Source organism: Nonomuraea sp. MG754425 (assembly GCF_021699195.1).
Lineage (GTDB): Bacteria > Actinomycetota > Actinomycetes > Streptosporangiales > Streptosporangiaceae > Nonomuraea.
This window is the reverse complement of sequence record NZ_SSXE01000033.1, coordinates 19,088-33,970: the sequence shown is the minus strand read 5'-3', so window position 1 is coordinate 33,970 and position 14,883 is coordinate 19,088. Positions and strand designations below refer to the sequence as shown.

Genomic DNA, 14,883 nt, shown 5'->3' with positions numbered 1-14,883 from the left:
TATTGGTATCCTGGGCAACTGCGTGTGGCGCGCCCTCTCTCGAGCCCGCGCGCCCCGTCCATCACTTCAGACTTCACCGAGGCTTCTTCGTGGCGAACATCAAGTCCCAGATCAAGCGCAACAAGCAGAACGAGAAGGCTCGTCTGCGCAACAAGGCCGTCAAGTCCTCGCTGAAGACGGCCGTCCGCAAGTTCCGCGAGGCCGCCGAGCAGGGCGACGTCGAGCAGGCCGCAGCTCTGCAGCGGGCCGCCGCCCGTCAGCTCGACAAGGCCGTCAGCAAGGGCGTCATCCACAAGAACCAGGCCGCCAACCGCAAGTCCGCGATCGCCAAGCAGGCCGCGGCCCTGGCCGGCGCCAAGTAATCCAGGCTTTCCCGGACGCCGCACCCCCGCCTGAGGGGGTGCGGCGTTTCGCGGTTGTACACGCGATTTTGTCACAGTTTCGATATCACACGGCCGTATCGGGTGCGTCACCGTTGCAAAGATCGCCTTGCCCCCACTCCTCCGCCTGCCCGAAGGTGCACTAAACGGGGTAAGGGGGGGACACATGCGGGCACCGTTGGTCATCAAACGGGCATTCAGCGAGCCGCTGCTCCTCCTGGCCGCCCTCGGCTCGATCCTGCTGGCCACCACCACGCTGGTGGCGCTGACCATGTACGCCTCCTCCATCGCCGACGCGGGCGTCCGCAGGACGATGGAGACCGCCTCATACCGGCAGACCGCGGCCACCATCAGCGCCCCCGTGACGGCGGAGACGTTCCCGGCGTACGACCGGTCCGTCCGCGCGGAGCTGACCCGCGCCTACGCCGGCTCGCCCGCCGTCACCACCAGCTTCCGCTCCGACTCCTACACCATGCCCGGCCAGGACGACCGCGAGCAGCCCGAACTACTCAGGTTCGGCAGCTACGACGGCCTCGACCAGCACGCCAGGCTGGTCTCCGGCGCCTGGCCGAAGCCCGGCGGCGACCCGGTCGAGGTGGCGATCTCGATGTCGGCGGCCTCGGCGACCGGCTTCGAGACCGGACGGGAGTTCACCACGCGCGGACGCCTCGACCCCCGCCCCGTCAAGGTCCGCGTGGTCGGCGTCTTCCAGCTCAACGACCCGTTCGGCGAACGCTGGAGCGGCGAGCAACTGCTCAGCCGGGGCGCGGAGCGCGGCGCGTTCACCACGTACGGACCGCTCATGGTGGCCCGCGAGACCTTCATCGACCGCTTCGCCACGAACGTCAACGCGACCTGGTCCGCCGTGCCCGACCTGCGCACGCTCACCCCGGAGCGGCTGCGCCCGCTGGCCGGGGCGATCGCCCAGGTCGGCGAGCGGCTGAAGACGGGCGGCTGCGGCCCCTGCGTGGCCACCAGCCACCTGCCCGAGATGCTCACCCAGCTCGACACCGCCTCGCTGGTGGCCCGCTCCACCATGCTGATCCCGGTGCTGCAACTGCTGCTGCTGGCCGCGTACGCGCTCATGCTGACCGCGCGACTGCTGGCCGACCACCGCCGCATGGAGGTGGCGCTGCTGCGCTCGCGCGGCGCGGGCACGCTGCGGCTGGCGGCGCTGGCGGGCGGGGAGGCGCTGCTCGTGGCGCTGCCGTGCGCGGTCGTGGCGCCGTTCCTGGGGCCGCCGCTGCTCGGGCTGGTCAACCTGCTGCCCTGGATCAGGGCGTCGGGCGTGCGGCTGGCGCCGGTGGCGGACACAGGGACCTTCCTCGTGTCGTTCGGGGTGGCGCTGGCCTCGGCCGTGCTGCTGATGCTGCCCGCGCTGGCGGGCGCGCGGCGTACGTACGTGGAGGAGCAGTCGGCGCGCGGGCGCGGCGGCGGTCGCGGCCTCATCGAGCGGGCGGGCGCGGACCTGGCGCTGCTGGTCGTGGCCGGGCTGGCCATCTGGCAGCTCCAGCGCTACGGCGCGCCCGTGACCACGACGGCGGCGGGCGGGCTGGGCATCGACCCGCTGATCATCTCCGGCCCGGCCCTGGCCCTGCTCACCGGCGGCATGCTGGGCCTGCGGCTGGTGCCGCGCCTGTCGCGGCTGGCCGAGCGGGTGACCTCCCGGCGGCCCACGCTCGCCCCCGCGCTCGGGGCCTGGCAGGTGAGCAGACGCCCGCTCAAGTACGCCGGGCCCGCGCTGCTGCTCACGATGGCGATCGCGATCGGCATCGTCTCCCTGGCCACCGCCGCCACCTGGCGCTCCTCGCAGCTCGACCAGGCCCGCCACCAGGCCGGGGCCGACCTGCGGCTGTCGGGACCCGCGGAAGGCCCGGAGCTGGGCTCGCTCGGACGTGGCACGGCGTTCACCGCGCTGCCCGGCGTCACCGCGGCCTCACCCGGCTTCCGCGGCCAGACCGACGTGAGCGGCGAGAACGCGATGTTGCTCGCGCTCGACGCGGGCAAGCTGGGCGAGCTGTTCCACCTGCGTCCCGATCTGTCGGCGCAGAGCGTCGGCGAGCTGTCACGGGCCCTGGCGGCCGATCGGGCCGGCGGCCTGGCCCTGCCCGGACAGCCGGCCAAGCTGGGGCTGACCGCCGAGGCGAGCGCGGACCTGCCGCTGCGGCTGGTGCTGTCCGACGGGCTCGGCGTCTGGCGTGACGTGTCCCTCGGTGTGCTCAAGCCGGGGACGAACCAGATCGAGGTGGACCTGCGCGCGCTCGCGGGCCGCAGCGGCGCGATCACGTACCCGGTGTCGCTGCTCGGCCTGGTCGCGGGCGCGCAGGAGAGCACCGCGGAGCTGACGGTGAGCGGCGTGAGCGCCGACGGTCAGCCGGTGACGACGTCCGCGCTCACGCTGAGCGCCGGCGACGACCGCCCCGCGACCGCCCCCTTCGTCGGACGGCCCGAGCCCGGTCCCATGCCCGTGGTGCTCACCGCCGACCTGGCCGCCTCACTCAAACTGGGCCTCGGCCAGACCGGACCGGCCGCCATCGACCGCCGGGTCATGACGGTCAAGGTCGTGGGCGTGGTGGAGACGATGCCGACGACCGCGGCCGGGCAGCAGGCCGTGCTCGTGGACTGGGCGACGATGCAGACGCACGAACTGGCCGCCGCGCAACTCCCCCGGCCCGCCACGGAATGGTGGCTGGCCGCCGGGGACACCACGTCCGCCGCGGCGGCGCTCGGCAGCCGGCCCGAATGGGACGTCACCGCCATCGACGAACGCGCGCTGGCCGCCACCCTGCGGGACGACCCCCTGGCCAGCGGGCTGCAAGGGGCACTGATGCTGGGGTTCCTGGCGGCGCTGGTGTTCGCGGCGCTCGGGTTCCTGGTCAACGCGGCAGTGGCGGCGCGGGAGCGGCTGGCGGAGTTCGCCATCCTGCGGGCGCTCGGGGTGAGCTCCAGGCAGATGTTCGGGATGCTGGCGATGGAGCAGGCGTTCGTGGTGGGGCTGTCGCTGGCGGCGGGCACCGGGCTGGCGATCGTCGTCGGCGTGCTGGTGGTGCCGCACATCGTGCTGACCGGGCAGGCCGCGGCCGTCACGCCCGGCGTGGTGCTGGACATCCCGTGGGCGGCCACCGCGGCGATGCTGGCGCTGGTGGCGGCGGTGCTGTTCGCGATCGTCGCCGGGCTGGCGCGCAACCTGCGCCGCCAGGGGCACGGCCTTCGGGAGGAACAGTGAGGATCTGGCTGCTCGCCCGGGTGCACCTGGGCACGGTGGCCGTGCTCTTCGTGCTGACGTTGAGCGCCTGCCTGCTGGTCTCCGGGCTGCCGCGAACCACCCAGGCGTCGTACGACGAGGCGCTGCGCCGCGCGCTGACCGGCGCGCCCGCCGTCCAGACCGACCTGACCGTGACCGCCGAGTCCTTCAGGCGGGGCGAGGACCTGCGCGAACGCGCCCAGTTCGACAGCCGCGAGCGTCTGTGGCGCGAGCTCCTGCCCGCCCCGCTGCGCCCGCTGACCGCCGGCGGCGGCCACATGAGCGCCAAGACCACGCTCACGCCGGTCACCGGCACCGGCGGCAAGGCGTACGTCAACCTGGGCTGGCTGTCCGACGCGGACCGGCGCGTGGACTGGGTCCAGGGACGGGCCCCCGGCGCGCCCGCCACGATGCGGTTCGAGGGCGAGACGATCCCCGTCATCGAGGTCGGGCTCGTCGAGGAGGCCCTGCCCCTGATGGGCCTGCGGCTGGGCCAGACGGTGGTCCTCGGCGAGAACGACTACGCCGCCGTGAAGATCGTCGGCGCCTTCCGCGCCAAGGACCCCGGCGACCGCTACTGGTCCCACAACTCCGACATCCTGCACGTCATCGAGCAGAAGGCGCCCGGCGGCGAGGACCACCTCAGGCACGCCACCACGCTGATGTCCGACGCCGGGCTGAGCGTGCTCAGCGGCGAGGGACGCAACCTGGCCTACCGCTGGATCCTGCCCCTGGACGCGCGGGCGGCCGGCGCCCTGGACGTGCCCGCCCTGCGCGCCGCGGTCGCCGAGTTCGACCGGGTCGTGCAACTACAGGCCACCGGCAGCCAGTACCGCGTCGAGACCGCGCTGCCCAAGCTGCTCGGCGACTTCCTGGCCTCGCTGTCCACCGCGCAGACCGTCATGTACCTGGTGCTCGGCGGACTGCTGGCGGTGGCGCTCGGCGTGATCCTGCTGGCCGTGCAGCTCCTGGCCGACAAGCTGGAGCACACGCTGAGCCTCGCACGGGCCCGCGGCGGATCGTTGCCGCAGGTGGCGGGCACCGCCGCGGCGCTGACCGGGCTCGCGGTGACACCCGCGGCGCTGATCGGGTACGCGGGCTCGTACCTCGTGCCCGGCCCCGTGCTGCCGATCGTGCACGCCGGGCCGGTGATCGTGGTGGTCGTGGCCGTCGGCTTCGCCGCCGTGCGGCTGGCGCTCGTCCACCGCACGCCGCTGCACGAGCCGCGGGAGGACGTGGCCTCGACCCGGCCGTCCGCCAAGCGGATCACGCTGGAAGTGCTGGTCGTGGTGCTCGCGCTGACCGGGGCGTACCTGCTGCGCGCCCGGGGACTGGGCGCCGCGGACCAGTCCGCGGCCGGACAGGATCCGTTCCTGCTCGTGGTGCCGATCGTGCTGACCGTGGCGGCGGCGCTGGTCACGTTGCGCTGCTACCCGTACCCATTGCGGCTGCTCGTCCGGCTGGCCTCACGCGGCCGGGCGGCGGTGCCGTTCCTCGGGCTGACCAGGGCAGCCAGGGCGCGTTCCGGCAGCGTGCTGCCGGTGCTGATCCTGCTGCCCGCGCTGGGCGTGTCGGTGTTCGCGTCCGTGATCTCCTCCGGGATCGCGAGCACGCAGCGGCTGGCGTCCTGGCAGCAGGTCGGCGCGCCGATCAGGGTCAGCTCGGAGAGCGAGATCCCCGCCGCGACGATCGAGCGGGTGCGCGGCCTGGCCGGGGTCGAGCAGGTGGTGCTCGCCCAGACCGGACGGGTCCAGGTCGGCTACAGCGCCGAACAGGCCGACGCCATCGCCGTGGACGTGGCCCAGTGGCGGCGGATCCTCGAAGACGCCCCGGTCGGCCTGCCCCCGCTGTCCGACGGCGCGCTCGTCTCGCCCGGCCTGCGCGGCCGGGGCACGCTGGAGATCGGCTGGCAGTCGCGGCTGAAGCTGGCCGAACGCGGCGTGATCGAGGCGGTGCCCGGCTTCCGCAGCGAGGGCAAGTTCCTGGTCGTGCCCATCGGCGTGCAACTCCGGCCCGCCGTGAACACGCTGCTGATCAAGGGGGACGCCGCGCTCCCCGAACTGGCGCGGCTCGTGCCATCGGCCACCGTCGTCTCCCAGGACAGCGCCCTGCGGGCCATCCAGGACGACCCGCTGACCAGCACCGTACGCTGGACCCTCGTGGTGGTGACGGTGGCGCTGGCGGCGTACGCGCTGGTCGCCGTCGTCCTGTCACTGGTCGTCGGGGCGGCCGAGCGGGCCAGGGCGGTGTCCTTCCTGCGGACGCTGGGCCTGTCCGAGCCGCAGGCCCAGCGCCTCACCGTGCTGGAGATCCTGCCCATGATCGTCGTCACCGCGCTGGCCGGGCTCGGACTCGGACTCGGCCTGCCCGCCGCGCTCGGGCCCGGCGTGGACCTGTCGTCGTACGCGGGCGACCTGCCCGTCGGCGACTACTCGCCCGACCCGTTCCTGCCCGGCGCGCTGGCGGCCGGGCTGGCCGCCGTCGCCATCCTCGGCGCATACGCGCACACCGCCATCAGCCGCCGTCGCAGCCTCGGCGCCGTCCTGCGAGTGGGGGACCTCACATGAATCCGACCCTGTCAGAGCTGGAAGCCAAGGCCACCCGGCCCGCCGCCGCGTTCGGCGGCGACGCGCACATCGTGTGCGACAACCTCGTCCGCATCTACAAGACCGAGGGCGTCGAGGTCGTCGCGTTGCAGGGGCTGGACCTCGTGATCGACAAGGGCGAGCTGGTCGCCATCGTCGGGGCGTCGGGGTCGGGCAAGTCGACCCTGCTCAACGTGCTGTCCGGGCTGGACGTGCCGACGGCCGGAGTCGCCAGGGTCGCCGGGATGGACCTGCTGTCGATGAACGCCAAGGACCGGCTGCGCTACCGGCGATCGGTGGTGGGGTTCATCTGGCAGCAGACGGCGCGCAACCTGCTGCCGTACCTGACCGCCAGGGAGAACGTCGAGCTGCCGATGAAGCTGTCCGGCGGCGCACGCGGGCGGCGCCGGAGGGCGGAGGAACTGCTGGAGCTGCTCGGCGTCGCCTCCTGCGCGAACCGCCGGGCCCCCGAGATGTCCGGCGGCGAGCAGCAGCGGGTCGCCATCGCCGTCGCCCTCGCCAACTCCCCCCAGCTCATCCTGGCCGACGAGCCGACGGGCGAGCTGGACAGCGAGACGTCGGAGCAGGTGTTCGACGCGCTGCGCAAGGCCAACAGGGAACTGGGGGTGACCGTGGTCATCGTCACGCACGACCCGCTGGTCTCGGAGCAGGTGGACCGGACGGTCGGCATCCGCGACGGGCGCACCAGCAGCGAGACGCTGCGGCGCGAGGGCGCGGAGGGGCAGATCGTCGCCGAGGAGTACGCCGTGCTCGACCGCGTCGGACGCCTGCAACTCCCCCGCGACTTCATGAACGCCCTCGACATGGAACGCCGGGTGCGCCTCGAACTCGAATCCGACCACATCGGCGTGTGGCCCGCCCGGGAGGAGCCCTCGAATGACTGAATCGCCCCTGGTCGTGGTCGAAGGGCTGCGCAAGGTCTACCGGAGCGGGCCCAAGGAGGTCGTGGCGCTGCGGGACGTGTCGTTCTCGGTGCTCCCCGGGGAACTGGTCGCCATCCGCGGCCGGTCCGGATCGGGCAAGACCACCCTGCTCAACCAGATCGGCGGCCTGGACAAACCGGACGCCGGCCGGGTGACGGTGGACGGGCGCGAGATCACGTCCCTGTCCGAGGACGACCTGCTGGCCGTGCGTCGCGACGTCGTCGGGTTCGTCTTCCAGTCGTTCGGGCTGATCCCGGTGCTGTCGGCGGCGGAGAACGTGGGCGTGCCCATGCGGCTGCTGCGCACACCCGTCGCGGAGCGGGACGACCGCGTGCGCATGCTGCTCGCGCTCGTCGGACTGGAGCAGCACGCCAACCAGCGGCCGTACGAGCTGTCCGGCGGGCAGCGGCAGCGGGTGGCGATCGCCAGGTCGCTGGCCAACCGGCCCCGGCTGCTGGTGGCCGACGAGCCCACCGGGCAACTGGACTCGCAGACGGGGCGGCAGATCATGGAGTTGCTGCGGGCGCTCGTACGGAGTGAGGGGGTCACGGCGCTGGTCGCCACCCACGACCCGAGCCTGATGACGTTGGCGGACCGGGTCCTGGAGATCAACGACGGCGTCGTCCGAGAAGCGGCACTCACCTGACGACGGCCCACGCGCCGGTGGCGGCACACCCGCTCATCCGGGGGGATCTACCGGAAACGGCATTCGCCTGACCGCAGCGCATGGACCGGTAGCGATCGCCTTGCCACGGCGCGCGTGCTTGCCGGCAGCATGCCCGGGGTCGCGCCGTATGGGCCTGCGGAACGTCGAGGTGCCCGCCGTCACCGGCCGGTCCGGCTGGCCACGATGACCTGGACCGTGTGCTCCAGCGCGTACGCCGGATCCGCTCCCCCGCCCTTGACCTGCTCATCCGCGTCGGCCACGGCCTGGATCGCCCGCGACAGCCCGTCCGGCCCCCAGCCGTTGAGTTGCCGCCGCACCCGGTCCACCTTCCACGGCGGCATGCCGACGTGACTGGCCAGTTGCCCGCCCCGCAGGTTACGCGGCGCGCTGCCGACCTTGGCGAGCGAGCGCAGCCCACCGGCCAGCGCGCTCACCAGCAGCACAGGGGCGACCCCGGTGCCGAGCGCCCAGCGCAGTTGCTCCAGGGCATCCGCCAGCCGCCCTTCGACGGCCGAGTCGGCGACGTTGAACCCGGTGACCTCGGCCCGCCCCTTGTGATACCGGGCGACCGCCGCCGCGCCGATCGTCTTGTCCTCGGTGTCGAACACCAGTTGGTTGCACGCGGCGGCCAACTCCCGAAGATCGTTCCCCACCGCGTCGAGCAGCGCCTGCACCGCGTCGCCGGAGATGTTCCGCCCCGCGCGCTTGAACTCGCCCTTGATGAAGTCGAGCCGTTCGCCGGCCTTGGTGACCTTGTTGATCGTGATCACCTTGGCCCCGGCCTTCTTCACCCCGTCGACCAGCGCCTTCCCCTTCACCCCACCGGAGTGCGCCAGCACGATCGCGGTGTCCTCAGCGGGCTGCTTGGCGTACGCCACGATCTCGGTGATGACGTCCTTCGGCAGGTCCTGAGCCGACCTGATCACCACCACGGAGCGGTCCCCGAAGAGCGACGGCGAGGTGAGCTGCGTCAGCTCCCCCGTCGTGATCTTGCTCCCCAGCAGGTCATGCACCTCGGCACCGGGGTCGACGGCCCGCGCCGCCGCCACGACACCGCTCACCGCCCGCTCGGCCAGCAACTCTTCGTCGCCGACGACCAGTGTCACAGGTGCTGGATCGGTTCCCGCCATGTCAGGCAGCATGCCATGCGCCGCCGACAACCTGGTACTCGATGCCCTCCCCTCCCCCAGAAATCCCGCCGACCCGGCAACACCGCTGGGACGGCGAACGCGGCTGGTGGCCAAGCTCCCTCCGCACCACGCCCGCACCACGCCCGCGCCGGACACCTCCCGGCGCTCCAGCCGCCGGTCTTCGTCTCATGCCGAACCCAGCCCACCCCGAACACCCCAGACCCGCGAACCACACACGACCGGCGTCCAACAAGACGCGACACCATGAACCGACGCCCCAACCGCCCTCGGTCATCACGCGGAACGCCTCAGACCTGCGAGCCACCCGCACGTGGCCGGTGTTCGACGAGACACCCCAGCCTGCCTGCTGGGGCACCCCGGACCGGCCGGTCTCGTCTCGTGCCGAGACGCCGGAGGCCGACACTCGGCGAGCGGGCACGGCCGGGAAGGGGAAGGCGGTGACGATCAGCCGCGAACTCCTCACCTACCTGGACGGCGAATCCGGCCGCGAAAGACTGTCCTGGACCCGGGCCAACCGCCACCTGTTCGAGTGACGACAGCCACAGGCACCCGCACTTCGTCACGCACGGCAGCCGCCGCGCCTACGGCCCTCGTGGCACCACCGCGATGCCTCCTCCCTCCCCCTCGTCCCGTTCGACGACGGCCAGGTCCCCTGACTTGTCCGTTCGGTAGACGGCGAGCCCGAGGCCGCGAAGGAGAGCGAGCGTGGACCCGGCGGGGTGACCGTAGTCGTTGCCGGCGCCGACGCTGATCAGCGCCGCTCGTGCGCCGAGCGAGGCCAGGAAGCCCGGAGACTGCCGGTTCGAGCCGTGGTGCGGCGTCTTGAGGAGGTCGGCCCTCATGGGGAAGCGGTGCAGCAGTTCGTCCTGGGCTTCGGTTTCCAGGTCGCCGCCGAGCAGGATCGAGCCGGAACGCCACCGTACGTGGAGGACCACGCTCGCGTTGTTGATCGCGCTGCCCTCGCCATACCCGTTCGTCTCACCGTGAACGGGGTCCGGGGCCAGCACGGTCACCTCCGACGGGCCGAAGCGCCACCGTGTTCCGGGCGGGGCGGTCCATTGGGGGATTCGGTGGCGTGCCAGCGTGGCGGAGATCCGGGTGGTGGAGTGCGCGCCGGTCCGCTGCGGGCTGACGACCGCCGCCCCGATCCGTCGCTCCCTGAGGACACCCGACAGCCCGTCCACGTGGTCGGCATGGGGGTGGGTGAGGACGAGCAGGGGCACGTCCTCGACGCCGAGCCTGCGCAGGCAACGGTCCATGACGACCGGGTCGGGTCCGGTGTCGATCACGATTCCGCGTCCCGGACCGGCCGAGACGACGAGCCCGTCACCCTGGCCCACGTCGCACATCACCATCAACCACCCCTTCGGCGGCCACGGACCGGCGATGGACCGGACCACCAGCACCGCCACCAGGGCGGCACCGGCCGCCGTCAGGGCGATGGCCCGCCAGGGACGGCGTCTCAGGACGGGGATCGCGACGGCCACCACGAGCAGCAGCAGACCGAGCCCAGGAAGCCCGGCCGGCCATGGCAGGGTGGCAAAGGGCAGGTTCGCGGCCCAGCGGGCGACCGCGATGATCCACCCGACCGCGTACCCCGCCGGGATCACCAGGAGCCGGGCGCCGTCGGGCCACACGGGCGCCACCAGGGCGGCGCCGAAGCCGAGCAGCGTCGCGGGCGCCACCGCCGGGGCCACCAGGAGATTGGCCACCACGGCGACGGGTGCCAGTTGCCCCGACATCAACACCAGGACGGGCGTCACGGCCACCTGCGCGGCTGCGGGCACAGCGACCGCCTCAGCCACCCACCGAGGCACCCGCCGGGGCACCCGCTGCCGCGCCCCCGCGCCTCTCCCCGCACCGTCGGCCCTCCCACCCGCACGCCTGACGTCACCGCCCGCACACGCGACGCCTTCACCCGCCTCCACCGCTCTCCCACCCTCGAAGGCGGCCCGCGCGGCACCTCCCACGACAGGCTCGTCCGGAGGGCCGGACGTGTGCTGCGGCCGTTCGGGCCGGGCGTTCTCGGCTTTCTGGCCCGCCAGCCTGTCGCGCCAGCGCGGGGCGAGGATGAGGATGCCGGCGGTGGCCGTCACCGACAGGGCGAAGCCGTAGGAGCGGGCGAGTTCCGGGGCGAACAGGATCAGGAAGAGGACGGTCGCCGAGAGCGCCGCGAGACCGTCCTTCGAGCGGCCCGTACCCAGGGCGACGGCCGCTGCGAGGCCCATGAGGAGGGCACGGAGCACGCTCGGCGACGGCCGGGCGACCACCGTGAACGCGAGCATCGCGACGGCGGCGAAGACGGCCCGCACCGGGAGCGGGAGGCCGACCAGGCGGGAGAGCGCGAGGGCCGCGCCCGCGACGATCGCCAGATTGGCACCGGAAACGGCGTTCAGATGGGTCAGCCCCGCCTCCCGGAAGTCGGCGGTCACCTGGGGATCCATGCGGGAGACGTCACCCACGACCAGCCCGGGAAGCAGGCCCCGCTGATCGGGAGGCAGGACGTCGGCGGCGGATCGCAGGCCCGACCTGAGGGCGCCGGCCGCTGTCTGGAGGCCGGACGGAGGTGTCAGGACGCGCGGTGGGGTCCGGACCAGCAGGATCGCCGCTTCGAGGGTGCCAGGGGTAGGCCGTGCCAGCCGGCCGGTGACCTCCACGTGCTGGGTGGGCAGCAGGGAACCCCAGACGTGACCGCTGGCGAAGACCGTGATGGGGACGTTGACGGCTTGTCTGCCCGTGGCGGTTTGGATGATCTTGAGGTCTGCGGAGACCACGAAGCTCTCCTGGGCGAAACGGGCGTTCTTGTTGGGTCTGCGTTCCGGGTCGTCGGTCAGGGCGATCTGCGCGGTGATGGAGGCGTTCCCGGCGGCGAGTTCGGCTGCCGGGCCGGAGGTCAGGGCGTGCGTCCGGAGGGCGATCGAGGCGGCGGCGGCCGCCGTGCAGACGAGCGTGGCCGTGACCGTATTGGCCCACCCGGCCCATCCGGCATACCGGGTGGAGCGCGACAGCCGACGGGCCCGCGAGGCCGATCCGGTGAACCAGGCTGTCGCGACGGCACCCAGGACGGCGACCACAGCGACGATCAGGCCGGCGAGAGGCGGGCAGGCCAGGAGGATCAGGGACCCGGCCCACGCCCCCAGGGCAGGCAGGGCAAGGGGCCAGGCATGACTTCGCCGCGCAGTACCAGCGGCAACCTCTCCACCGCCCGGCGGGAGAATCCCGGGCGTCACCGTATGGGCCCTTCTGGGGAAAACGCAACGGAATGACCACCCGACTTGCCGCGGGGGCTTCCGTGACGGCTGTCCGGCGCATCCGGCACCCGAGCGATATTGCGACGCTTTTCAGACCGGGAATCCGATTCATCAGGTACCGGCATTTCACACCCTGACCTTCGGTTTTATCTCCGCGAATTTTCGCGGCCCGATGCCTGTGACCTCGCGTAGTTGCTCAACGCTGGTGAAACCGCCACGGCTTGCACGGAACTCGCTGATCCGTGCGGCCAGCACCTCGCCCACACCTGGAAGTTGCTCCAACTGCTCGGTCGTCGCGGAGTTGAGGTCGATCACGGCGGCGGCCGGATCCACGGTCAGCGGGCCGGACAGAACCTGGCCCGCGGCAGCTCCCACCACGATCTGCTCGCCGTCGATCAGCTTCCTGGCCAGGTTGAGCGCACCCGTGGACGCCTTGCGGGACACCCCTCCCGCGGCGGACACCGCGTCCGTCACCCGAGCGCCTGTGGGAAGCAGGTAGACGCCCGGTTTGCGGATCTTCCCGGTGACGTGGACGGTCACCTTGGCGGTGGCCGGCGAGGGTGTCGGCGCGGCCGGGCTCATCGGTACGGGAGCCGGAAGCGGCTGCGCCGACGGCTTCGACCGCCAGACGAAGAAGCCCGCCACGGCCATCGCGAGCACGCCCACGGCGATGAGGACGCGCAGACCGGGCTTCCCCGGATCAAGAGCGGCCGCCGCGCCCGTGGAACCGACGGCCGCACGCAGGGCTTGAAAGGACGCACGAGGAAGGCCGCCCACCGGATCGCGCGCCGAGCCGGACGGCGGAGCGGCTTCGACGTCACTCACGAGGAGGATGTCATCCGGGAGCGGAGCAGCGCCGGTCGCCCTGCCCCACGACGGCCGGCCGGGGCGGAGACGACGGGCAGGAGTGATGATCGACCGCAGCCGGGACTCGGCTACGGCGCGCTCTGCCGCAGGATCGGGGGTTCGCACGGCAGGAAACGTACGACCGGCGACCCGGCCGCCAACGGACCGAACGGCGTTCTGTGGATAAAGGCTAGAGGGTGGCGATGGTGGGACCGAACATGCCCGGACCCACGTGGACAACCGCTCACGGCCCCATCTCCACCACCCTGACCTCCCGCAGCCCCGGCACCCGCGCACGCAACCGCTCCGCCACCTCTACCGCCCGTTCCCCGGCCTGCTCGACCGCCAGGTCCTTCAGGCGGGCGATGGCCCGGGAGGCGGTGCGCACAGGAGGGAGATGCGACCGTCCGTGAGGTGCGGCGGCGGCTTGATCATGAGGGCGGAGCCGAGGAGGGACGCCGCCGCGCCGATGCGGCCACTACGACGCAGGTGGTCGAGCAGGACGCGCCGGGCGGCAGCCGTCACCGCCTCGGAGGTGCCCTCCGGACGCGGCGGCCGGGGACCGACGTGGGCCGCGGCCGGCTACTGGACGGGGGTTCCGCCCCGCCACACCCGTCGCGGCTTGAGGCCGAAGGACCAGGCGAAGGCGCCCTCGTGGTCGGCGTCCCACTGCACGATGTCCGCCAGCCGCCCGGGGGCCAGCACGCCGCGGTCGGGAGCGCCGAGCACGGTGGCGCCGCCCAGGGTGGCCGCGCGCAGCGCGTCGTTGACGCTCATGCCGAACGCCGACACCGCCATGGCGATGACCAGGGACATCGAGGTGATGCCGCAGTAGCCGGGGTTGTGGTCGCTGCCGAGGGCGATCTGCACGCCGTGCTTGATCATCTGGCGGACGGGCGGCAGGTGACCGCGCTGAAGGGCGGTGGCCGGGCAGACGACCGCGGGCACCCCGTAGCGGGACATGATCGCGATGTCCTCGTCGGACATGTGGTGCAGCCCGTCGGCCGACGCGCAGCCCAGCTCGGCCGCGAGCTGAACGGCGCCGCGGCGGCTGTAGAGGCCGGCGTGGATGCGCGGGAGCAACCCCACGTTACGGCCGGAGGCGAGGACCCAGCGGGACTCCTCGGTGGTGAAGTGCCCCTCGTCGCAGTAGACGTCGACGCTGTCGGCGCCCGCCGCGGCGGCGTCGGCGCACCAGGCGCCCACGGCCTCGACGTATTCGCGCTGCCTGCCGAAGTACTCCGGCGGCACCACGTGCGCGGCCAGGAACGTGACGTGCACCCGCGGCATCATCGGCTCCTTCTCCAGCTCGCGCAGGAGCCGCACGTCGGCGAGTTCGCCGTCGCGGGTGAGGTGGTAGCCGGTCTTGGCCTCGACGGTGGTGGTGCCGCTGAGCAGCCAGCCGCGCAGCCGCTCGCGCACGCCGTTGCACAACGTCCAGGGGTCGGTGCCGCGGGTCACGGTGACGGTGGAGCCCACGCCGCCGCCCGCCGCGGTGATCGAGGCGGAGGTGGAGCCGCCGGTGCGGATGGCCAGCTCGGCGTAGCGGTTGCCGGCGTAGACGGGGTGCGTGTGGGCGTCGATGAGGCCCGGCGTGACCAGGGCGCCGCCGAGGTTCTCGACGTGGTCGACGTCGACGATGTCATCGACCACACCGGGCACGCTCTGCGGCAGGTCGGGCGCGCGGCCGACCCACGCGATGCGGTCGTTGTGCACCAGGATGGCGGCGTTGCTGAGGACTTCGTTGCCGGTCCAGAGGCGGCCGATGTTGGTGAGGAGTCGGACGGTCACCGCATCACCACCCCGCATGACCCC

11 protein-coding genes are annotated in these 14,883 nt (G+C 72.7%); 5 read left to right on the top strand and 6 right to left on the bottom strand.

What is annotated here, in order from left to right; translation table 11 throughout:
• The first annotated feature begins 89 nt into the window (after window positions 1-89).
• The 5 genes from rpsT to FAF44_RS14460 all read left to right on the top strand — a co-directional run bounded on the left by rpsT (window position 90) and on the right by FAF44_RS14460 (window position 7,799).
• Complete coding sequence (gene rpsT, locus FAF44_RS14480) at window positions 90-362, top strand: 30S ribosomal protein S20 (protein ID WP_237103653.1); 273 nt, start codon at window positions 90-92, stop codon at window positions 360-362.
• Window positions 363-546: 184 nt separating this feature from the next.
• Entirely contained in the window at window positions 547-3,606 is a 3,060-nt protein-coding gene (locus FAF44_RS14475) for an ABC transporter permease (protein WP_237103652.1), read from the top strand.
• Window positions 3,603-6,191 carry an FtsX-like permease family protein gene (locus FAF44_RS14470; protein ID WP_237103651.1) on the top strand — a complete coding sequence of 863 codons (2,589 nt, stop codon included), beginning with the start codon at window positions 3,603-3,605 and terminating at the stop codon, window positions 6,189-6,191. Before FAF44_RS14475 ends, FAF44_RS14470 begins: the two co-directional genes overlap by 4 nt.
• Window positions 6,188-7,114, top strand: a complete 927-nt coding sequence (locus tag FAF44_RS14465) for an ABC transporter ATP-binding protein (protein WP_237103650.1) — start codon at window positions 6,188-6,190, stop codon at window positions 7,112-7,114. The genes FAF44_RS14470 and FAF44_RS14465 overlap by 4 nt, the downstream gene beginning before the upstream one ends.
• Window positions 7,107-7,799, top strand: coding sequence for an ABC transporter ATP-binding protein (locus tag FAF44_RS14460; protein WP_237103649.1), 693 nt, complete (start codon window positions 7,107-7,109; stop codon window positions 7,797-7,799). The genes FAF44_RS14465 and FAF44_RS14460 overlap by 8 nt, the downstream gene beginning before the upstream one ends.
• Window positions 7,800-7,978: 179 nt before the next feature.
• On the opposite strand, the gene holA is transcribed toward FAF44_RS14460, so the two are convergent.
• The 6 genes from holA to hutI all read right to left on the bottom strand — a co-directional run bounded on the left by holA (window position 7,979) and on the right by hutI (window position 14,859).
• Entirely contained in the window at window positions 7,979-8,950 is a 972-nt protein-coding gene (gene holA, locus FAF44_RS14455; RefSeq protein WP_237103648.1) for a DNA polymerase III subunit delta, read from the bottom strand.
• Window positions 8,951-9,552: 602 nt separating this feature from the next.
• Window positions 9,553-12,045 (bottom strand): ComEC/Rec2 family competence protein, encoded by a 2,493-nt coding sequence (locus tag FAF44_RS14450; RefSeq protein ID WP_237103647.1) that lies wholly within the window; start codon window positions 12,043-12,045, stop codon window positions 9,553-9,555.
• A gap of 303 nt (window positions 12,046-12,348) precedes the next feature.
• On the bottom strand, window positions 12,349-13,047 hold the full coding sequence (locus FAF44_RS14445) for a ComEA family DNA-binding protein (RefSeq protein ID WP_237103646.1): 699 nt from the start codon (window positions 13,045-13,047) through the stop codon (window positions 12,349-12,351).
• Between the two features lie 265 nt (window positions 13,048-13,312).
• Window positions 13,313-13,456 (bottom strand): hypothetical protein, encoded by a 144-nt coding sequence (locus FAF44_RS14440; protein ID WP_237103645.1) that lies wholly within the window; start codon window positions 13,454-13,456, stop codon window positions 13,313-13,315.
• Window positions 13,423-13,593 (bottom strand): DegV family protein, encoded by a 171-nt coding sequence (locus tag FAF44_RS14435; RefSeq protein ID WP_237103644.1) that lies wholly within the window; start codon window positions 13,591-13,593, stop codon window positions 13,423-13,425. Before FAF44_RS14435 ends, FAF44_RS14440 begins: the two co-directional genes overlap by 34 nt.
• A gap of 57 nt (window positions 13,594-13,650) precedes the next feature.
• Window positions 13,651-14,859 carry an imidazolonepropionase gene (gene hutI / locus FAF44_RS14430; protein ID WP_237103643.1) on the bottom strand — a complete coding sequence of 403 codons (1,209 nt, stop codon included), beginning with the start codon at window positions 14,857-14,859 and terminating at the stop codon, window positions 13,651-13,653.
• Between the last annotated feature and the right edge of the window lie 24 nt (window positions 14,860-14,883).